The sequence below is a fragment of the Kitasatospora sp. NPDC057940 genome (assembly GCF_042887425.1).
In the GTDB taxonomy this organism is placed as follows: domain Bacteria; phylum Actinomycetota; class Actinomycetes; order Streptomycetales; family Streptomycetaceae; genus Kitasatospora.
Genome location: NZ_JBHVPH010000003.1, coordinates 49532 through 68268, shown reverse-complemented (window position 1 = coordinate 68268; position 18737 = coordinate 49532). Strand labels below are relative to the sequence as shown.

Annotated in this window: 21 protein-coding genes and 1 pseudogene; 15 read left to right on the top strand and 7 right to left on the bottom strand. The window is 72.9% G+C overall.

Going from position 1 to position 18737, the window contains the following annotated elements:
• Positions 1 to 43: 43 nt before the first annotated feature.
• From ACFVTF_RS06270 to ACFVTF_RS06250, 5 genes are read right to left on the bottom strand one after another with little or no spacing between them, the layout of a single operon-like run.
• The gene (locus ACFVTF_RS06270) at positions 44 to 1558 is read right to left on the bottom strand and encodes an MFS transporter (RefSeq protein WP_387809758.1); all 1515 of its coding nucleotides are present in this window, start codon (positions 1556 to 1558) and stop codon (positions 44 to 46) included.
• The gene (locus tag ACFVTF_RS06265; protein WP_387809755.1) at positions 1555 to 2850 is read right to left on the bottom strand and encodes a hypothetical protein; all 1296 of its coding nucleotides are present in this window, start codon (positions 2848 to 2850) and stop codon (positions 1555 to 1557) included. Before ACFVTF_RS06265 ends, ACFVTF_RS06270 begins: the two co-directional genes overlap by 4 nt.
• Positions 2847 to 3629, bottom strand: a complete 783-nt coding sequence (locus ACFVTF_RS06260; protein ID WP_387809752.1) for a creatininase family protein — start codon at positions 3627 to 3629, stop codon at positions 2847 to 2849. Before ACFVTF_RS06260 ends, ACFVTF_RS06265 begins: the two co-directional genes overlap by 4 nt.
• Positions 3626 to 4585 carry a dihydroorotate dehydrogenase gene (locus ACFVTF_RS06255; RefSeq protein ID WP_387809750.1) on the bottom strand — a complete coding sequence of 320 codons (960 nt, stop codon included), beginning with the start codon at positions 4583 to 4585 and terminating at the stop codon, positions 3626 to 3628. Before ACFVTF_RS06255 ends, ACFVTF_RS06260 begins: the two co-directional genes overlap by 4 nt.
• Before the next feature lies 1 nt (position 4586).
• Positions 4587 to 5102 carry a hypothetical protein gene (locus ACFVTF_RS06250; RefSeq protein WP_331743686.1) on the bottom strand — a complete coding sequence of 172 codons (516 nt, stop codon included), beginning with the start codon at positions 5100 to 5102 and terminating at the stop codon, positions 4587 to 4589.
• 665 nt (positions 5103 to 5767) lie between these two features.
• On the opposite strand from ACFVTF_RS06250, the gene ACFVTF_RS06245 reads away from it, so the two are divergent.
• The 8 genes from ACFVTF_RS06245 to ACFVTF_RS06210 are packed head-to-tail and all read left to right on the top strand — an operon-like array spanning position 5768 to position 12137.
• Positions 5768 to 6037, top strand: coding sequence for an acyl carrier protein (locus ACFVTF_RS06245; protein ID WP_244293790.1), 270 nt, complete (start codon positions 5768 to 5770; stop codon positions 6035 to 6037).
• Positions 6034 to 7419, top strand: coding sequence for an aminotransferase class III-fold pyridoxal phosphate-dependent enzyme (locus tag ACFVTF_RS06240; RefSeq protein ID WP_387809747.1), 1386 nt, complete (start codon positions 6034 to 6036; stop codon positions 7417 to 7419). The genes ACFVTF_RS06245 and ACFVTF_RS06240 overlap by 4 nt, the downstream gene beginning before the upstream one ends.
• A complete protein-coding gene (locus tag ACFVTF_RS06235) occupies positions 7416 to 7964 on the top strand; it encodes an acyl-CoA thioesterase (RefSeq protein ID WP_387809744.1) in 549 nt (182 codons plus the stop codon). Before ACFVTF_RS06240 ends, ACFVTF_RS06235 begins: the two co-directional genes overlap by 4 nt.
• Positions 7951 to 8355: a 3-hydroxyacyl-ACP dehydratase FabZ family protein gene (locus ACFVTF_RS06230; RefSeq protein WP_371523196.1), complete on the top strand. Its 405-nt coding sequence runs from the start codon at positions 7951 to 7953 to the stop codon at positions 8353 to 8355. Before ACFVTF_RS06235 ends, ACFVTF_RS06230 begins: the two co-directional genes overlap by 14 nt.
• A gap of 5 nt (positions 8356 to 8360) precedes the next feature.
• A complete protein-coding gene (locus ACFVTF_RS06225) occupies positions 8361 to 9458 on the top strand; it encodes a beta-ketoacyl synthase N-terminal-like domain-containing protein (RefSeq protein ID WP_387809741.1) in 1098 nt (365 codons plus the stop codon).
• A gap of 5 nt (positions 9459 to 9463) precedes the next feature.
• Positions 9464 to 9973: a polyketide synthase gene (locus ACFVTF_RS06220; protein WP_387809738.1), complete on the top strand. Its 510-nt coding sequence runs from the start codon at positions 9464 to 9466 to the stop codon at positions 9971 to 9973.
• A complete protein-coding gene (locus ACFVTF_RS06215; protein WP_387809735.1) occupies positions 9970 to 11328 on the top strand; it encodes a class I adenylate-forming enzyme family protein in 1359 nt (452 codons plus the stop codon). The genes ACFVTF_RS06220 and ACFVTF_RS06215 overlap by 4 nt, the downstream gene beginning before the upstream one ends.
• Positions 11325 to 12137 carry a TIGR03619 family F420-dependent LLM class oxidoreductase gene (locus ACFVTF_RS06210; RefSeq protein WP_387809732.1) on the top strand — a complete coding sequence of 271 codons (813 nt, stop codon included), beginning with the start codon at positions 11325 to 11327 and terminating at the stop codon, positions 12135 to 12137. The genes ACFVTF_RS06215 and ACFVTF_RS06210 overlap by 4 nt, the downstream gene beginning before the upstream one ends.
• A gap of 66 nt (positions 12138 to 12203) precedes the next feature.
• Here ACFVTF_RS06210 and ACFVTF_RS06205 read toward each other — a convergent pair.
• Positions 12204 to 12956, bottom strand: a pseudogene (locus ACFVTF_RS06205) (helix-turn-helix domain-containing protein); the annotation flags it as partial.
• Between the two features lie 234 nt (positions 12957 to 13190).
• Between ACFVTF_RS06205 and stsA the strand changes: the two are divergent.
• The 6 genes from stsA to ACFVTF_RS06175 all read left to right on the top strand — a co-directional run bounded on the left by stsA (position 13191) and on the right by ACFVTF_RS06175 (position 17821).
• Positions 13191 to 13325: a StsA family sactipeptide RiPP gene (stsA, locus tag ACFVTF_RS06200; RefSeq protein WP_279634967.1), complete on the top strand. Its 135-nt coding sequence runs from the start codon at positions 13191 to 13193 to the stop codon at positions 13323 to 13325.
• A 91-nt stretch (positions 13326 to 13416) separates the two neighbouring features.
• Entirely contained in the window at positions 13417 to 14862 is a 1446-nt protein-coding gene (stsB, locus tag ACFVTF_RS06195) for a StsB family radical SAM/SPASM domain sactipeptide maturase (protein WP_387809729.1), read from the top strand.
• Positions 14850 to 15143: a PqqD family protein gene (locus ACFVTF_RS06190; protein WP_331743653.1), complete on the top strand. Its 294-nt coding sequence runs from the start codon at positions 14850 to 14852 to the stop codon at positions 15141 to 15143. Before stsB ends, ACFVTF_RS06190 begins: the two co-directional genes overlap by 13 nt.
• Positions 15136 to 16017 (top strand): S24/S26 family peptidase, encoded by an 882-nt coding sequence (locus ACFVTF_RS06185; RefSeq protein ID WP_387809726.1) that lies wholly within the window; start codon positions 15136 to 15138, stop codon positions 16015 to 16017. The genes ACFVTF_RS06190 and ACFVTF_RS06185 overlap by 8 nt, the downstream gene beginning before the upstream one ends.
• Positions 16014 to 16949 carry an ATP-binding cassette domain-containing protein gene (locus ACFVTF_RS06180; RefSeq protein WP_387809723.1) on the top strand — a complete coding sequence of 312 codons (936 nt, stop codon included), beginning with the start codon at positions 16014 to 16016 and terminating at the stop codon, positions 16947 to 16949. The genes ACFVTF_RS06185 and ACFVTF_RS06180 overlap by 4 nt, the downstream gene beginning before the upstream one ends.
• Positions 16946 to 17821, top strand: a complete 876-nt coding sequence (locus ACFVTF_RS06175; RefSeq protein ID WP_387809720.1) for an ABC transporter permease — start codon at positions 16946 to 16948, stop codon at positions 17819 to 17821. The genes ACFVTF_RS06180 and ACFVTF_RS06175 overlap by 4 nt, the downstream gene beginning before the upstream one ends.
• A gap of 39 nt (positions 17822 to 17860) precedes the next feature.
• Here ACFVTF_RS06175 and ACFVTF_RS06170 read toward each other — a convergent pair whose 3' ends face one another.
• Complete coding sequence (locus tag ACFVTF_RS06170; protein ID WP_387809717.1) at positions 17861 to 18388, bottom strand: GNAT family N-acetyltransferase; 528 nt, start codon at positions 18386 to 18388, stop codon at positions 17861 to 17863.
• A gap of 56 nt (positions 18389 to 18444) precedes the next feature.
• Here ACFVTF_RS06170 and ACFVTF_RS06165 point away from each other — a divergent pair, with 56 nt between their 5' ends.
• A complete protein-coding gene (locus ACFVTF_RS06165; protein WP_387809714.1) occupies positions 18445 to 18600 on the top strand; it encodes a hypothetical protein in 156 nt (51 codons plus the stop codon).
• Positions 18601 to 18737: the final 137 nt, after the last annotated feature.

Sequence of the window (18737 nt, the reverse complement as noted above, 5' to 3'; positions counted from 1 at the left end):
CGCCGCCCCGCCGGACAGTCGTGGAGGACCTCCGTCCGCGCAGTCAGGTGCGTTTGTTCGGCTGTCTCCTGCCCGGTGTGCTGCTCGTCCCCGGATCCGGTGGGGCCGGGGGAGCCGAGGCGTTCGTGGCCGTGCCGGACCGCGTCGACGTCCGCGTCGGGGTGGCCAGGAGGATCGTGGCCAGGGTGAGGGCGGCAGCCAGCCAGGTGGTGGTGTGGAAGGCGTCGGTGAAGGCCTGGGCGGTTTCAGGGGAGGCGCCCGCGTCGAGTGGGGACGATGACGTGCCCGGGGGGAGGAGCAGCCGGTAGGCCACGGTGGTGACCGTGCCGAAGACGGCGATGCCCAGGCCGGCGCCGGCCTCGTAGGCGACGGACTCGATGCCCGCCGCCGCGCCCGCCTGGGAGGACGGCGCGGTGGTCATGATCAGGTTCGAGGCGACCATCTGGACCAGGCCGTGGCCGAACCCGATCAGGGCCAGTCCGAGCGGGACGACCGTGCCGGAGGCGGCCAGGACGTATCCGGTCGCCGCGAGCAGCAGCCCCGCGGGCACGCCCGCGCGCGGTTGTCCCAGGCGGGAGAGGAGCAGTCCGCCCACCGGCCCCGCCACCGTCGCGGCCAACGGCATCGGGATCAGGTACAGCGCGGCGGCCTCCGCCGACAGCCCCTTGGCGATCTGCAGGTACTGCACCAGCTGGAGTTCGAAGCCGACCATCACCAGCACCGGCAGCACCGAGGCCACCACTCCGGCGCGCAGCCCGGGCAGCCGGAACAGGGACAGGTCCAGCATCGGGTTCGGCATCCGCTGCTGCCGTCGCACGAACAGCACCAGCGCGGTCAGGCCCGCCGCCGGCAGCACCACCTCCGGGATGCCGACGCCGTCGTGGGTGAAGGCGATGATGGCGTAGGCGCAGCCCAGGAACCCCACCATCGAGAGCAGGGGCGAGGTGGCCTCCCACGGTTGCCGCTCGGACTCGACCTCGTTGCGCAGCAGCAGTGCCACGGCGGGCACGGCCAGTGCCACGATCGGCAGGTTGACCAGGAAGATCGAGCCCCACCAGAAGTGCTGGAGCAGGAAGCCGCCGGCCACCGGCCCCAGCGCCGAGGCGCCGGCGGCGACCGCGCTCCACGCCCCGATGGCCACCGCGTGGTCGCGGCCGTCGCCGAAGGTCTGCCGGATCAGCGCCAGCGTGGCCGGGATGATCATCGACGCGCCGATCGCCAGCAGTGCCCGGGCGCCGATCAGGGCCGGCGGACCGGGTGCCACCGCGCACAGCGCGGAGGCCGCGCTGAAGACGCCCAGTCCGGCCAGCAGCAGCCGCTTGTGTCCGATCCGGTCGCCCAACGGCCCGCTGACCAGCACCAGTCCGACCATCAGGAGCGAGTAGACGTCGACCGCCCACAGCAGTTCGGTCGGGGAGGCCTGTAGTTCGTGGGCGAGGGTCGGGACGGTGATGGTGAGGATGGTGACGTCCACGGCTGCGGGCAGGAAGCACAGCAGCACCACGGTCAGCACCAGCCAGCGCCGGGCCGTCCCGACCACGGGCAGCGTACTGCTCACCGGCCGAGGTCCAGAGCCGTCCTGGCTCGGTCGATCAGGTCGTGCAGTTCGGCGAGGCTGGGTGCGTAGAACATGCAGCTCAGTCTGCCAGTTTGAAGGTCCGTCAGCTCGGTCGGGACCACACCTCGGTCGGCGTGTCGGGGCGAGGCCACGAGCGGTCCGAGCAGGCGCAGCACTTCCGGCAGGTACATCCCGGTCGGCAGGCCGTAGAAGTCGTAGTTGCCGACCGCGTGGGTGTCGAGGTAGCCGGGGCCGATGAGGTGCTCGCCGAACTCGTGCACGTGACTCGAGCCGGTACGGCGGGCGTTGAGGTCGTGCAGGTAGACGACGCCGTCGCGGGCGATCGCGTCGATGCCGAAGCGCCCGCGGTAGCCGCGCCGTTGCATCTCCTCGGCCAGCCGGAGTCCGCCCTCGGTGAGCGGGCGGTACCACCATGCGCGGCGCAGCTCGCGCGCGGTGACGTTGCCGCGCAGGTGCGTGGCGCCCTCGAACAGCATGTCGGTCGTGTAGCAGAGGTGGGGCGGGGCGTCCGCCGGCACCATGTACTCCACGGACGGGAAGGTGATGTCGCCGTGGAGGAACTCCTCGACGACCACGGCGTCTTCGTCGTAGAACGTGCTTCCGGCCAGGCGTTCGGCGATGTCGTCGTCGCCGGGCCGGAAGATCAGCAGGCCGAGGCTCGCCTCGCCGCGGTCCGCCTTGACGATGCACGGCGTGCCGGTCGCGAGGATGTCCCGGACGGCGGCCGGCACGTCCTGCTTCCCGGCGCAGTGCGTGCCGGGCGGGATGCGGCAGGGGCCGTCGGTCATGCCGAGGTCGGTGGCCAGGTCGCGCAGGCCGGTCTTGGTGTCCAGCAGGTCGCGCAGGGACTGCTGCGGCGGGCTCTCCGGCAGTTCGGTCACCACGTCGTACCGGGTGCGCAGGGCCTCGGTGAACCGCCACAGGTCGGCGGTGGTGGTGTGCGGGATCAGCCGGAGTCTGCGGCCCGGCCCGGCGTGGGCGGCCACGGCGGCCATCAGTTCGGGATCGGCGAGCATGTCGGCGAACAGCGAGCCGGTGCGGCCCGCCGGGCTGAGGTTCACCACACCGTCGATCTCCAGGAACTTCCGCTGCCAGTCCAGTTCTCCGATCGGCTCGTAGGTGACGAGCATCTTGTCCAGCGGCCCCCAGAACAGCGCCTGGTCCTGCTGGGCGTAGCACTCCGACAGCAACTCGTCGACGTCGTCGGCGCGGACGGCGAAGTCGCGCAGGGTGTCGACGGCGTTGCTCACGCAGAGGGTGGGTACGGTCATCTCTTCTCCTCGTGCAGCAGTCCGTTGTTCTTCGACACCAGGTCGACCGCGGCCGAGACCACGTGCCAGAAGAGCTCCTTGCCCAGGGCGGCGGTGGAGCCCGAAGTGCTCGACAGGACGCCCTGGTTGGTCGTGCGGCCCACGTCGGCGGGGTGCAGGTAGATCCCCGGGCGGGGTGGGTCGGCGTGGTCGGGCCGTGCGGGCGAGACCAGCTCCGGGCGGAGGTAGAGCATCAGGCTGGTCTCGGTGATCCCCGCGTGCTCGGCGTGCCACCCCGGGAAGAGCGGCACCCGCCCGGCGAGCCAGTCGGTGTCGACCAGGCTCCACCAGCTCAGCGCGATGAACTCCTTGCCCGCGGCGGCCGGCCGTCGGCCCACCTCGTCGAGGGCCTCGAAGAGGAACGGCTCGTTCTCGAAGTGGCCGTTGACGACCAGCAGTCGGCGCCACGGCAGGGCGCACAGCGACTCCAGCGCGTCCTCCAGGAAGGCCAGCAGGGACCGGCCGCGCACGTAGACGGTGCCGGGGAAGGCCAGGCCGCCGCCGCTCTGCGGCAGCGACCGCGCCGCGATGGACTGCGTCGGCAGGGTCAGGGCGTTGAGCTCGTAGGCGATCTGCCGGGCGAACGCTTCGGCGAGTACGGTGTCCACGGACAGCGGCAGGTGCGGACCGTGCTGTTCGGTGGCTCCCACCGGCCACACCACGGTTCGGCCGGCGGTGACCGCCAGGACGTCGGCGCTGCTCAGGTCGCACAGCTGCGGTCCGGCGCTGCGGGGGGTCATGGCCGCACCTGCCCGGATCGGTTCGCGCCGGTGGCGGGTTCGAGGGCCAGGCCGGTGTTCCCGGCGTCGGTGGTCCCCGCGTCGGTGTTCCCCGTACCAGTGTTGCCCGTTCCGGTGTTCCCCGTTCCGGTGGTCTCGGCCACGATCCGGGCGAGCGTGGGGTACATGTCGGTGTGCAGCGCGGTGTAGATCTGGGCCACCACCGCGCCGACCGCCAGGTAGTCGTGCACGTCCCGGCCCGACTGCACGCCGCCGGAGGCCAGCACGGGGAGGGTGAACCCGGCTCGGCGCAGCTTCCACAGGGAGGCCAGCACGAGCGGCTTGATGCCCGGTCCGGAGTAGCCGAACACGCCGCCGAGTTGGAGGTCGCGGGTCTCCGGGTGCACGGCGGCGGCGGGCAGGGTGTCGCTGATGGTCACCGCGTCGGCGCCGGCCCGGGCGGCGGCGAAGGCCCGGGCGTGCAGGCCCTCCCCGCTGGCCAGCTTGACCGAGAACGGCACCCGCGTCGCGGCGCGGGTGGCCGCGGTGTAGGCGTGCACTCGCTCGGGGGTGTCGTCGAGGCCGTCCTCCTCGTTGAGGCAGGAGATGCCCAGTTCCAGTGCCCGGCAGCCCGTCGCCTCCACGCGGGCCGCCAACTCGGCGAGCTCCGTCGGGCTGTCGGCGTGCAGGGACGCGATGACCGGCAGCCCGTCCTGCGTCAGGTCGCGCAGGATGCGCACCCAGTGCTCGACGGACCGTTTGGAGTAGGTGGTGCTGTTGATCATTCCGGTGGGCAGTCTGACGAGGCGTTCGTCCAGGCCGATCGGCGGGTTGGGGTGGATGGTCTTGGTGACCACCGCGCCCGCGCCGGCGTCCAGCAGCCTGCGGATGTTGCGCTCCTGGTCGGTGAGCAGGCCGGAGCCCACCACGACCGGATTGGCCAGGTGCATTCCCAGCAGGTGGGTCGGGGCCCCCATGTCAGGCCGCCGCCCTGGTCCGGCCCAGCGCCGCGAGCACGCCGTCGACCAGCAGTGCCGGGTCCTTGGCGATCTCCTTGGCGGACAGGAACGTTGCGGCGGCGACCTGGGCGAGTCCCTTGAGCAGGTGGCTGGCCGACTCGGAGAAGGGCTGGTCGGTGATGCCTACGATGGGGCGGCCCAGCGCGCTGGCCCAGCCCAGTTCGATGTGCGTGCCGTCCGTGCGCAGCAGGGTGCCGTCGAGCACCGGCAGGACCGGCACGAACACATCGCATTCGAGCATCCATGCGTAGTCGCGCACGGACACCTCCTCGGGGGTGAACGAAGCGGTGTCGGCACCGAATCGTTCGGCCACGTGCGCGGACAGCACGGTGGCGCCGGCCTGCCGCGACTGGTCGATGGTCAGTCTCAGGAAATCGTGGATCGGCGCGGCCATCCCGCCGGGCACCAGGGCGTGCTGGATCGGGCCGCCGACGAACACGGTGACGCCGCGCAGGGCGTCGGGGGTGACTTTCATGGCGTTTCGAAGCTCCTTCGAAGGAGTCTGCCGACGGCCGCGCGAGGAGGCGGACTTCGGTCGGCAGGAAGCAGAAATGGTCAGCGCTATCGACAGAAATGGTCAGCGCCATCGGATGGTGCGCTTGCGGTGAACGGGGAGGGAGCCGGGGGTGAGGCCTGACGCTGCCGCCGGGGAGCCCGATGGGGTGCGCCGTTCCCGCGCTCTGCGTCCTCCAGACAAATGGACGAGCTCAGGCTAGTTCGGGATGATTCACCAGGACAAGAAGCATATGCGCCAGACGGAGATGCGTCTCAAATCTCACAAAAGGTGCATTCTGTCGCCCGGTCGTCGACGCCGGCCCGCTCGGGAGGCGCGTTGCGGGCCGATTTTCGCGGGTGTACGGACCGTGCGCCCGGAAATGGCCGAATCGCCGTCGAACTAACGTGCAAAAGAATTCTCGAATCCGGTGTTCGAAGGTGCGTGACGGGTAAATCGTTGACCATTGACAGGTGATAAGGCCTCGGCTAGCTTCGATAAAGCGTGAATGGCCGACGCCGCCTTGTATTTCGATCGGCGTCGGCCCGCTTTCGGCCCGACCGTTTCCGCGATCTCACTCGCCTTTCCGCACGCCGGACGCCCGGTCGCCGCCTGTTCGAATGAACCCACCCAGAGGGGAAGTTCTGGTGAATCCTTTGCAGACCATCAAGCGAATTCTGCACTCCGAGGTGCTGGTGGAGGTGCCGATCGACCGGATGCGACTCGACGACAGGCTGCGCGAGAATTACGGCATGGACTCGCTCGGTTTCGTGGAACTGCGCGTGCAGTGTGAAGAGGCGTTCGACATCAGCATCCCCGACGAGGCCATCGCGGCGGGGGAGTTGTCCACCCTCGGCGATGTGCTGGCGCTGGTCGAGCGGCTGTCGGGGGCCGACCGCCCCCCGGCCACCGCGTGAGCACGGCCCCGGTCACCGCTGACGACCACCCCGGGGACCCGACCGGTGTGCTGTTGCGCGGCACTGACCTGCACCTCAACCACTACGGGGCCACCCGGCTCCCGTTCGCCTGCGTGGGCGGCAGCGGCCTGCACCTCGACGTGGTCGACCTGAGCCGGGAACACCGGGGCAGGCGGCTGCGGTTGCTGGACGCCAGCGGCGGCTACGCCAGCGCCACCCTGGGCGGCGACCACCCCGTCGTACGAGCGGCGCTCGCGCGCAGCACCGGAGTCGGCAACGTCACCGACGAACTGGGCTCGCTGGAACGGGCGGAGCTCCTCGACCGGCTCTTCGGCCCCGGCGGGCTGTGGACCGACCACTTCCCCGCGGGGCGGTACCACGTCAGCGGACGCAACTCCGGCTCGGAGGGCAACGAGTTGGCCCTGCGGCTGGTGCTGGAGTCCCGCTTCGACGGCCGGCGGCTGTCCCACCGCCCGGGCAAGGAGCGGCGCGACACCGTCCTGGCCTTCCACGGCGCCTGGCACGGCTGGACCAGCGGGCTGGTGCAGCTGCTCAACCGCAGGTACTACCGGGCCGGGCTGCCCGGCGCGGACACCACCGGCCCGTACGGCGTCCGGGTCCACCACATCCCGTTCGGCGACCTCGACGCCCTGACGGAGTACTTCGCCGAGTCCGCCGACCGGCTGCTGGCCGTCGTGGTCGAACCGATCCAGGGCGACGCGGGCATCCTCGCGCCTCCGCCCGGATACCTGCGCGAACTCGCGCGGCGGTGCACGGCCGACGGCGTGCTGCTGGTGGCCGACGAGGTGCTGACGTTCGCCAAGACCGGCAGCTGGTTCGCCATGCGCGACGCGGACGGACCGGTGCCCACCGACATCACCGTCATCGGCAAGTTCCTGGGCATGGGCACGGTGTCCACCTCGATGGTGATCGCCCGCAAGGAGCTGGCCGTCCGCTCCTCCGGCGCCGTGACCACCTCCGACCTGCGGCCGCCGAACTGCGCGGTGATCCGCGACGGCATCGAGCACATCGAGAGCGAAGGGCTGCTGCGACGCTCGGCCGACGTCGGCGTGGACCTGGCCAAGCGTCTCGACGACGCCCTGGTGGGCCGCCACCCGGACGTGTTCACCGAGGTCCGCGGGAGCGGGGTCATGCTCGGCGTGGAGCTGACCGCCGCCGCGGCGGACCGGATCGGCGCGCTGCGCCGGGAGTTGATCGAAGCGGGCGTGTACGCGGAGTTCATGGCGGGCGCGGGCAGACGCTCCGGCGGCCGGCGCTACGTCCACCCCACCCTGCGGATCGTGCTGCCGCTGATCACCACCGGGACGCAGGCCGACGAGATCGTGGACCGGGTGGCGGCAGGCGCCCGGGCCCTGTGGTGAGCGCGGAGTTCCGCACCCGGGTCGAGCACGTCGACACCGACGCGACCGGGATCGTGCACTTCTCCCGCTACACCTCGCTGATGGAGACCGCGGGCACCGAACACCTCGAAGCGCACGGCGCGGGCCTGACCGCGTTCGGCGCGGCCGACGTCGACCTGGTGGTCGCCGACCTGCGGGTGACCTACCTCAACAGCGCCGTGTACCGCGACGTGATCATCGGGGACACCCGGGTCGACCACGTCGGCGCGGCCTGGTTCGCCCTCGCGGTACGTCTGCTGCGGGAGGAGCAGGACGGCACCCGCACCCCGCTGGTGGCCGGCGACCTCGTCTTCGCCGCCGTCGCCCCCGACACCCGGCGCGTGGTGCCCCTACCGGCACCGCTGCGACAGGCCCTGAGAGGAATCGTCCCGGATGCGACACCCGAACGAAACGGCACCCCCGCCCGTCATGGTCCGCGAGGCGCGTCCGCTGGGCACCTCGGCCATCGCGGCCCTGGTGCGCGGACGCCACCCCCGCCTGTTCATCGACCGGGTGCTGGACCATGAGCCCGGCGTGTTCCTGCGCAGCATGTTCGCCGTCTCGGCGGAGATGGGCGCGCTGTCCGGGCACCTGCCCGAGCGCGGCCTGACCCCGGGGCTGATCCTGCCCGGCAGCCACACCATGCAGGCCTTCGCCCAGTCCGGCGTCCTGCTCTACCAGTTGAGCAGCGATCCGCTCGCCGACGACGAGGTCACCCTGGTCGGCACGGTCAAGTCCCGGTTCCTCGCCCCGGTCGTGCCCGGCGACCAGGTCGTGCTCGACGTCCGCGCGGACCGGCTGTCCGGCCCCACCTTCGCCTTCTCCGCCGTGGTGACCGTGGAGGGCCGCTCGGTCGCCGGGTTCCGCGGCGCGATGAGCCGGACGAAGGTCGATCCCGCGGCGGCCCGGCCGTGGTGACCCCGGTGATCACCGGACTGGCCTGGGACACCCCGCTGGGCCGGGACCAGGAGGCGGTGTGGGAACGGCTGTGCGCGGGCGACTCGGCGCTGGCGCCCGTCCACTCGCCGCACCCCCTGCGCAACACCGCCGCCGCCGTCGTCGCGTCGCCGCCGTACGGGACCCGGGCGGGCGAGCGCCAGCGCGCGCTCGCCGGGCGGACGCTGTCCGCCGCGTTCGCGGACGCCGGCCTGTCCACCACCGACCCCGAGGTCGGCCTCGTCCTGGGCACCAGCTTCGGCGCCTGCCTGGACGAGGCGGAGCCGACGCTGCACGCCTGGGCGGACGACGCGGCGGCGGGCATCGGGCACCCGGGCACGCCGGTCTGCGTCATGACCGCCTGTTCCGCGGGGTCGGACGCGATCGCCGTCGCGCACGCCCTGGTGCGCTCGGGCGAGCGGCGGGTCTGCGTGGCGGGCGGGGTGGACGTGGTCACCGAGGCCAAGCGGCTCGGGCACTCCGCGCTGGGCACGATGAGCCCCACCGGACTGCGGGCCTTCGACCGGGCGCGCGACGGGATGCTGCTCGGCGAGGGCGCGGCCTTCGTGGTGGTCGAGCACCCCGACTCCGCCCGGGAGCGCGGCGCCCGGGTGCACGCCCGGCTTCGCGGGGCCGGCGCGGCCAACGACGCCGCCGGGCTCACCGCACCGGACCCGTCCGGGCGCGCCGTGCTGCGCGCCGTCGAACGCTGCCTGGCCTCCGCGGGCCTGGCACCCGCGGACGTCGCGGTGGTCAACGCCCACGGGACCGGCACACCGCTCAACGACGAGGTCGAGGCGCGCAGCCTGCTGGAGCTGTTCGGAGCCGACGGCCCGGTGGTGTTCGCCACCAAGGGGGCGTTCGGCCACAGCCTGGGCGCGACCGGGGCCGTCGAGGCCGTGGCGACGGTCTTGGCCCTGCGCCACCGTCAGGCCCCACCGGTCTTCGGACTGCGCGATCCGGTGGCCCCGCTGCGGCTGGCCGCGGGATCGGCGCGAGCGGTCGGCCCCGGCGCCGGACTGAGCCTGACGCTGGGGTTCGGCGGGTTCAACACGTGCCTGCTGTTCGAAGGGGTGAGGACGTGACACACGTGCCGAGGGGCACCCGGGTGCTCGGTTCGGCGACGGTGCTCGCCGACGACCCGGAGGAGTACGCGGTGAACAAACCGTCCTTCTACGCCGACCCGGCGGCCTGGCTGGTCGCCGAGACCGTGGACCGGGCATTCGCGGACTGCGCCGAACCCGTGCTCGACGACGCCGCCGACACCGGGATCCTGGTCATGAGCGCGACCGGGAGCGAACGGACGATGCGCCGCATCGCCGACTCGGTGCCGAGGTCCCGGGTGTCGCCGCTGCGCTTCGCCGGAGCGAACCCGGGCGTGCTGGCCGGGCTGCCCGCCCTGCGCCACGGGCTGCGCGGGCCGTCCCTGCTGCTGGCGGCGCACCCCGACCGGGCCACCCCCGTCGCGTTCACGGTGCTCGGCGGCTGGCTCGCGGACGGCCACGCCCGGCACGTGCTCCTGGTCGGCCTGCAACCCGCCCCAGGAGAGGGGCAGTTGTGCCGCTGCCTGGTCCTGACCAGCGCCCGGGACGAGCGGTGAACGGCCTCACCCGGTCCGAGGTGGCCGACTTCCTGACCCGGGTCGAGACGATCCCGGCCAGTACGGGCGGCGGCGCCCCGGCCGGGGTGGACGACGTGCTGGCGGACCTGGCCGGGCTGGGCCTGGCACCGGGCGACGCGGTGGTGCTCTGCCTCGCCAACGGAGTCGAACTGCTGCGCGTGCTGCTCTCGTCGCTGCTGCTGGGCCTGGTGCCGCTGGCCGTGCCGCCGAGCACCCCGTGGCAGCGGGTGCGCGCGCTGGCCGGGCACGTCGGGGCCGGCGTCGTGGTGACCACCCGGCTGGCCGGCGCGGGGCCGCAGCTGCCGGTGGGCGGCGCGCTCGCCGTGCCGACCGGGCACCCCGCCACCCCGTACCGGCCGGGCGAGATCCTGCTGTCCACCTCCGGCACCTCCGGGATGTTCAGCGCGTGCGTGCACCGGGTGGCCTCGCTCCTGCACAACGCCCGCCTGCACGCCGGGGCCACCGGCATCACCTCGGCCGACACCCTGCTGGTGAACCTGCCGCTGTACTACTCCTACGCCCTCGTGGCGCAGGCGCTCGCCGCGTACGTGACCAAGGCGCGACTGGTGCTCGACGGGCCGCCGTTCTCGCCGGCCGGGTACCGCGAGGCGGTCGCCGCGCGCGGGGTCACCCACTCGGCGGTGACCCCGACGATCGCCCGCCAACTGCTGGCCGACGCCGCGCTCGTGCCAGGCGGCCTGCGGGCCCTGGCGGTCGGCGGGGACCGGCTCGCACCGGCGGAGGTGGCCCGCCTGCTGGCCGCGCGGCCCTCTGCGGAGCTGTACCTGACCTACGGGCTCACCGAGGCCGGACCGCGCGTGTCGACCCTGGCCGCGCACGCCGAGCCCGCGCACCGGCACGGCTCGGTCGGCCGCCCGCTGCCGGGAGTGCGCGCGTCGCTGCGCGGGGTGCAGGGCGACGTGGGCGAACTGCTGGTCGAGTCCGGCACCGTCCTGCTGCGACGGGTCGGGCAGCACAGCAGCAGAGTCCTGCTCGGGCCGCGGACCATCGCCACCGGGGACGCCTTCTCGATCGACGACGGCTACCTGACCTTCCACGGACGCCTGTCGGACTTCGTGGTCCTGCGCGGTGAGAAGGTCTCGCTGAACACCGTCCGGCAGGCCGCACACGCCATCCCGGGGGTCGTGCACTGCGTGCCCGAGGTGGTGACCGAGGACGGCACGCAGGTCCTCCACGTCCACCTGTCCGTCACCGGCACCCTCCCCGGCGGCGAGAAGGCACTGCGCCACCTCCTCAACTCCCAGCTGCTGCCCGCCGAGCGCCCGCGTGCGGTGTTCGTCTCCACCGCCGACCCGGAGGCCTTCCGCAAATGACCCTCCGCCTCGGCTGGACCGTCCCGACGGCCCTGTCACCCGCCGGACTCCGCGCGTTCGCGGCGACCGCGGAGACCCTCGGGTACGACCACCTGTCCGTCCCCGAGCACCTGGTGTCCGGCGTTCCCGCCTACGAGAGCCTGACACTGGTGGCGTTCCTGGCGGCCGTCACCACCCGGATCGAGCTGGCCACCGCGATGACGATCCTGCCGCACCGCCCGGTGGTGCTCGCCGCCAAGCAGGCCGCGCAACTGGCCCACCTCAGCGGCGACCGGCTGCGGCTGGGCGTCGCCATCGGATCCGACCCCGCCGAGTCCGCCGCCCTCGGCGTCGCCCCGGGCACCCGCGCGGCACTGTTCGAGGAACAGGTCCACGCGCTGCGCCTGCTGTGGACGCGGCCGGACGCGGACTTCGCCGGCGCGCACGTCGCGTTCTCCGGCGTCACCCTCACCCCCCGGCCGCGTGCCGTGCCCCTCTGGATGGGCGGCGGCACCCTGCGTACCGGGGGAAGACCGGGCTCACTGCGCCGGATCGCCACCCTCGCCGACGGCTTCACCATGTCCGGCCTGCTCGCCAACCGGGTCAACCGCGGCGCCGCGCTCATCGCCGAACTGCGGACGGCGGTGACCGACGCCGGCCGCGACTGGAGCGCCTTCGGCGTCGAGGCCCGCCTGCGCCCCGACCCCGGCCGGCCGAACACCTGGCGCTCCCTCGCCGACGCCTGGCGGTCCGCCGGCGCCACCCACCTCACCGTCACCACCGACGACCTCTCCCTGCTGGCCCCCCTGTACGCGGCGCTGACCGGGTAGCGCGCCGGCTCGCGGACCTGCCGAGTCGTCGCCGCCGTCGACCGGCTCGCTCTCCAGCCGGGCGAGGGTGGCTGCCGCGGCGGGGGTGGTCGGGGTGTAGACGACGATGAACTCGTGGGCGTCGTCGGCCATCTGGAAGGCGTCCCAGGACAGCTCGACCGTTCCGGCGCGGGTGCGCAGGCGCGTGATGTCGTGGGTGAGTTCCATGATCGAGTGCCGGTCCCACAGGTCCGCGAACTCGGCGCTCTCCTGGCGGAGTCGGGCGATCTGCCGGGCGAACTCCGGGTCGTGCGGGCGCGCGGCGGCCTCGGTGCGCAGGTAGGCGACCGTCTCGCGGGCCTTGGTCGGCCAGTCCACGTAGATGTCGCGCGCCCTGGGGTCGGTGAAGACGAGCCGGCCGAGCGTGCGCCGGGCTTCGGGGACGTCGGCGAAGTCGAGGAAGGCGTGGGCGGCGAGGTGGTTCCAGGCGAGGATGGCGCCGCAGTGGCCGACCAGGTAGGCGGGGGTGCAGCGCATCGAGTCGAGGAAGAGCTGGACGCTGGGGCGCACCGGGCGCCGGCGAGCGGCCGCCTGCCGGGGCGGCGTGGCCGGGCGGGCGAGCGTGCGCAGGTAGCGGTGCTCGTTGGCGGTCAGGCGCAGCGCGACGGCGACCGCGTCGATGACGGCATCCGAGACCCGGGAGGCCTGACCGCGCTCCAGGCGGACGTACTGGTCGACGCTGACGTTCGCCAGCGCGGCGACCTCCTCCCGGCGCAGGCCCTCGACCCGGCGGACGCCTTGCCAGGGGGGTACGCCGACGTCCTGGGGGCGCAGTCGCATGCGACGGGAGACGAGGAACTCGCGTATCGCGGCCTTGGTGTCCACGCATGCATCGTGCGCGATCCCCGTGCCGTCGCACAGACACCAACCGGCCATGTTCCTTCACGCCTCCTGCACACGGCAACGGCCGGACCCAGGGCAAGTCTTGCCCTCCCCAGGTGCGCTGACTGGGCGTCATGCTCATTCCACCCGCACCGCCAGGGCGGGTCCCGTCAACGGAAGGGATCACGAACCATGACTGAGAGCGCCTGGGTCAAGCCGGAGATGAGGTCCGACGAGTTCGAGGCCGGCATGAGCTGTTCCTGCAGCTGCGGCGCCTTCTCCGGCGCCGGCAGCGGCCACGGGATCGAGGACCCCGCGGCCGAGTGACGGCCCTGCCGAGATCGGCACCGCTCATCACGTAGCCGGTCGGTGCCCGGCCTCCGGGCCGGGCACCCACCCCTGACGGCCGAGGTGGAGAATGAAACTGCTCGAACTCTGGGACGACCTGGTGGTTCCCGACGACCTGGTCTACTTCACGAACGGCGGGGACCGTCTGGTCACCAATCCGGAGCTGGCGGCCTGGTGCCTGATGACCGCCCCGGAAACCGACGTGCTCCGCGCGCTCGCCGCCCCGGGCCGCCCGAGGGGCGCGCTGCCCTCGGACGCGGGCACCGCCGAACGCGCGCTGGCGAAGGCGGTCCTGAACTGGCTGGTCTACCTGCCCGGCCGGCGCCCCGTGGTCCGGGCCCCGGAGCCACGGCTGTCGATGGTCTACTACGCGATCACGGACGGCTGCAACCTGCGCTGCCCCTACTGCTACGCCTCCTCGGAGAAGGCCCTGCCCGGCGAGCTTGACACCGCCGAGTCGCTCGACCTCGTCGACCAGGCCGCCGACCTGGGGGCCCGGGTCATCGTCTTCACCGGCGGTGAACCCATGCTCCGCAAGGACCTGTTCACCGTCGCCGGGCACGCCCGGGAACGCGGGCTCGCCGCCAACATCATCACCAACGGCACCACCATCCGGAGGCTCGAAACCGCGCAGCGGATGGCCGAGGTCTTCAACCAGGTCACGGTCAGCCTGGACGGCGGCACCGTCGAGACGCACGAACGGACCCGCGGCAAGGGCACCTTCGCCCGGACGGCCCAGGGCCTGCGCCTGCTGAACCAGGCGGGCGTCACCCCGGTCATCAACCACGTGGTGACCCCCGAGAACGTCGACGTCCTCGACCGGCTGGCCGAGTTCGTCGCCGACCTCGACATCTCCCGGGTCCGGATGATGAACCACACCGACCTGGGCCGCGGCGCGACCGACGGCTTCGACTACGGCTGGGCGGACTACCAGAAGGTGCTGGACTTCTGCTGGACCCACCCGCTGGCCGGCAAGCTCCTGCCGGAGGGCCCGAAAGCGAGCAAACCCTGCTCGGTGAAGGGCAATTGCGGCATGGGCGGCAACGAGGTCTACGTCAACTCGCTCGGCACGGTCTACCCCTGCAAGCTGGTCACCGAACAGGTCCACATCGCCGGCAACGTCCGCCGCCAGCCGCTGGCGGAGATCTTCGCCGCCCCGGTCCTCGCCGACCTGCGGACCAACAACGTCTTCACCGGGGAGAACCTCCAGGACTGCCGCCACTGCTACATCCGCGGTGCCTGCGGCGGCGGCTGCCGGGCCTACCACCTGGCCGAGACCGGCGACGTGCACCGCAACGGCCGCCACCTCTGCCGCATCCTGCGCCAGTCGATGATCGCCAGTCTGTGGAGCGTGAACGGCGTCCCGGGAGCCCGGCTCAAGGCCGGACGGGACGAGCTGTTCCGCCCGCTGCTCGTCCGGGACGACTCCCTCCACCCGGTGTACGAGGACTGGAAGGCCCCGGAACGCCGCCTGCTGCCGCTCGCCGACCGAGAGGACCGCCGATGCACTACCTGATCGACTCCGAGGTGGTCTGGACCCCCTCCCTGGACGAGGTGCGGATCTACTCCGCCCGCAGTGGGGAGTTCCGCACCCTCAACCACACCGCCGCCGAGATCTGGCTGGAACTGGCCGAGAACCGCTCCGTCCCGGACGTGGTCGCCGAACTCGCCCGGCGCCACGGCGCCGAAAGCCCCGCGCAGCGGGCACTGATCGCCAAGGACGTCCAGGAGTTCGTGGCACGACTGCTGGCACAGGACCTGCTGGTGGCGGCGGACCAGGGTGACGCCCGTGTCTGAGGAACCGTCGCAGATCCGACTGCTGCGCAGCGCCCTGGCCGCCGTGGGGAGGGCGCGGCTGAGGACCGCCGGGCGGAGCATGCTGCCCACGATCGAGCCCGGGACCGTGATCACGGTCCTGGCCCGGCCCTTCGACGAGGTGGAGCCGGGGGACGTGGCGGTCGTCCTGCTCGACCGGAAGGTGATCGTGCACCGCGTGGTCGACCGGGCGGGCGGCCGGCTGCTCACCCGGGGGGACAACCTCCCGCTGGTCGACCCGGTGGTCGGGCCAGGGGAGTACCTCGGGGTGGTGCCCGCGTACCGCCGAGCGGTCACGCTCCCGGGCCTGGACCTGGCCCGGCTCGCCGCCCACCCCGACCGGGGGGCGGGTCGGACCCGGATCTGGCTCCCCGGCCCGGCCCCGGCCTACGCGTGGTGGCACCCGGCGACGCGCCGCGGCGACACGCCCGGCCTGTCGAGGGGCGAGGCCCGACCGGTGATCAGCGTCTCCCCGTACGGCGCGCTCCCGGGGACCGCCCTCGACGAACTGCTCGCCGCCGCCGGCCGGCGCGACGTCGACATCCTGATCGGCCGGGCCGCCGGTCTCCCCCCGGACGGCCCGACGGCCGGGCCCTCGGACGATCGGGCGACGCGGTCCTCGGACGGCTGCGGCGGACGGCCGCCGCTGCGACCCGGGACGGCGGACTTCCACGTCGGCCACGGCACCCTGCTGGACCCGCCGCGACCGGCCGACACCGCCGAGTTCGTCCGCGCACGCGTCGAAGCCGCCCGGGGCGCTGTCCCCGCCCGGAGCGTTCTTCCCGTCCGGGGTGTTCTTCCCACCGGGCCGGACCAGGCCCCCGTCCGGCCGGACCTCGCGGGGTGGTTCGGATGACGAACCCGCTGCACGTGGAGAACCTGGTCAAGCGCTACACCGGCATGACCCGCAACGCCGTCGACGGCATCTCCTTCGACCTCGGCGACGGCGCCGTCGTCGGACTGCTCGGACCGAACGGCGCCGGGAAGACCACGCTCACCAAGCTGATCTGCGGCGTCACCGCGCCCACCACGGGCCGGGTCACCGTGTTCGACGAGGAGCCGACGGCCGGCAGCGAGGTGAAGCACCAGCTCGGCGTCGTCCACCAGTCGGCGCCCTTCGACATGATGCTGTCCCTCCTGGACAACCTGCGCATCGCCACCGCCTTCAAGGGCCTGCGCTGGCACGAAGTCCGCCCGACGGTCGACGAGTTGTTGGACACGCTCGGCCTCGGCTCGGCCACCGGCCAGCTGGTGTTCACCCTCTCCGGCGGCGAGCGGCGCCGCCTCCAGATCGTCCGGGCGCTGCTCGGCCGCCCCCGGCTGCTGCTGCTCGACGAGCCCTCCGCCGGCATGGACGTGAGCGGCCGCCGGAGGATGTGGGAGCTGCTGCGGGACCTGCGCCACCGGTACGGCACCACCATGCTGTGGACCAGCCACTACGTCGAGGAGCTGGAACGCAACTGCGGCCGGGTGCTGATCGTCAACCGGGGCCGGCTGCTCCAGGACGGCACCCCGCGCGAGCTCGCCGAGCGCTTCGGCCCGCAGGTCGTACGCGTCCGGCCGGCCGACCCGGCGCAGCCCGAGCCGTTCGCCGACCTGGCCCGCTCGGCCGGGTTGCAGGCCGTCGTCACGGACGGACTGGTGCAGCTGTCCGGGCGCGACGTGCGCACCCGGCTGCCCGCCCTTCTCACCCGCCTGCGCTCCGACGGCCCGGACACGGCGTCCGTGGAGTACCTCCCGCCGTCGCTGGAGGACGCGTTCATCGACCTCGTGGAGAGCCAACCGTGACCACTGCGACCGCCGACTCCGCCGGCACTGCTGACTCCGCCGACTCCTCCGCCTCCGCCGACACCGCCGGTACCGCGCCCGCCCCGCCCACCGCCCGGCGCGGGCGGTGGCGGCAGGACGCCGTCGCCACCCTGTACCGCGAGTACTGCCTGCTCACCCGGAACCGGACCAACCTCCTGCTGGCGATCACCCCGAGCGCGGTCTACCTGCTGCTGTTCGCCACCTCGCTCTCCCACCTGGTGGGCGACGTCCGGTACCACGGACGCGCCGTCGGCTACGCCGAGTTCACCGTGCCCGCGCTGATGCTCTCCTCCATGCTGGCGGCGGCCACCGCGGCGGGCACCTCGCTGTTCCAGGAGCGGCTCGGCCAGATGGAGCTCGAACTCTGGTCGTACCCGCTACGGCGCAGCAGCTACGTCCTGGGCAAGCTGGCGGCCGGCGCGGGGCTCGTCCTGGCGCAGACCCTGGTGGCACTCGCCATCGCGCTCGCCGTGTTCGACTTCCGCTGGCCGGCGGGGCACTGGGCCGCCCTGATCGCCTCGACGGTGCTGGCGTCCTTCGCCTGCAACGGCCTCTACCTGCTGCTGGCCACGCTGTTCACCGACTTCCAGCGCTTCACGGTGACGGTCAACGTCCTGGCCCCGGTCCTGCTGTTCGCTGCCCCGTCCTTCTACCCGGTGGAGCAGATGGCCCCGGTGTTGCGCCTGCTGTCCTGGGCGGATCCGGTCACCTACGTGGTCCGCTGCCTACGGGACTCCGCCCTGCTGGGCTTCGACGCGGCCTGGCCGCAGATGCTGCTCCTGGCCGGCATCGCCGCCGTCACCAGCGCGCTGACCGCCCGCTCCCTGTTGACGCGCGCCGCGAAGCTGTGACGGACCGTCCGGTGCCCCGTTGCCGGACGGGGCGTACGCTCAGTCGCCGAGGATCCGCTCCCACAGCAGCCCGTCCCGCCAGCTCCCGTCGAGGAAGATCGAGGAGTGCGCGACGCCGTACGGACTGAACCCGTGGCGGCGCAGCACCCGGTGCGACGCCACGTTCTCCAGGCTGGTGGACGCCTCGGCGCGGTGCAGCCCGAGTTCGTCCGCCATCACCCGGAGCGCGAGTTCGACGGCTCGCCCGGCGTGCCCCTGGTTCTGGGCGACACTGGCGATCCAGTATCCGAGGGAGCCGCGGCGCAGGTGCGGCTGCGCCAGGATGCCCGCGACGGTGATCTGCCCGACCACCTGGTCGTCGGCGAGCACGACGCCCGGCCAGACCGTGCCGGCCCGGTACCCGGCCAGCAGCCCGTCGATCCGCTCCGCCTGGCCCTCCGGGGTGAAGAACCCGGCCGGCTGGGCCGGTTCCCACGGCCGGAAGGCCTCGACGTCCCGCGCCCGGTGCGCGGCTATCGGGGCGGCGTCGGCGGTCTCGATCAGACGGATACCGGTACGGCTGCGCATGGGCTGGTCCTCGTCTCGGTGGTCGGATGAGACCGCAGCCTAACGTCGGCGGCTGCGTGAGGAACAACGCGACCGGTGTCAAGGCGAGGAAGACCGGCGATGGTTGGACGGTCACGCTGACGGACACGGAGGTGGCCGCCACCTACGACCTCGGTCAAACGGTCACGCTCAACGGAACGATCACCTGCGGCCAGGTCATCAGCGCCGGCTGACCGGCTGACCGGCCGAAGAGCGGGACCTTGTGCCGATGCCGGCGGGAGCCACCAGAACCAGAGGCTCCCCCGGCTGTAGCGCGACCGAGGGTGCGGGCGCATCCCCGGATGCGACCGCGGGACGACCCCTCGCGTAC

Coding starts and splice junctions, on each gene's coding strand:
- ACFVTF_RS06180 (WP_387809723.1), top strand. CDS start 16,014: ATGACGAACCCGCTGCACGTGGAGAACCTGGTCAAGCGCTACACCGGC.
- ACFVTF_RS06265 (WP_387809755.1), bottom strand. CDS start 2,850: ATGACCGTACCCACCCTCTGCGTGAGCAACGCCGTCGACACCCTGCGC.
- ACFVTF_RS06260 (WP_387809752.1), bottom strand. CDS start 3,629: ATGACCCCCCGCAGCGCCGGACCGCAGCTGTGCGACCTGAGCAGCGCC.
- ACFVTF_RS06170 (WP_387809717.1), bottom strand. CDS start 18,388: ATGCGCAGCCGTACCGGTATCCGTCTGATCGAGACCGCCGACGCCGCC.
- ACFVTF_RS06250 (WP_331743686.1), bottom strand. CDS start 5,102: ATGAAAGTCACCCCCGACGCCCTGCGCGGCGTCACCGTGTTCGTCGGC.
- stsB (WP_387809729.1), top strand. CDS start 13,417: ATGAAACTGCTCGAACTCTGGGACGACCTGGTGGTTCCCGACGACCTG.
- ACFVTF_RS06190 (WP_331743653.1), top strand. CDS start 14,850: ATGCACTACCTGATCGACTCCGAGGTGGTCTGGACCCCCTCCCTGGAC.
- ACFVTF_RS06210 (WP_387809732.1), top strand. CDS start 11,325: ATGACCCTCCGCCTCGGCTGGACCGTCCCGACGGCCCTGTCACCCGCC.
- ACFVTF_RS06255 (WP_387809750.1), bottom strand. CDS start 4,585: ATGGGGGCCCCGACCCACCTGCTGGGAATGCACCTGGCCAATCCGGTC.
- stsA (WP_279634967.1), top strand. CDS start 13,191: ATGACTGAGAGCGCCTGGGTCAAGCCGGAGATGAGGTCCGACGAGTTC.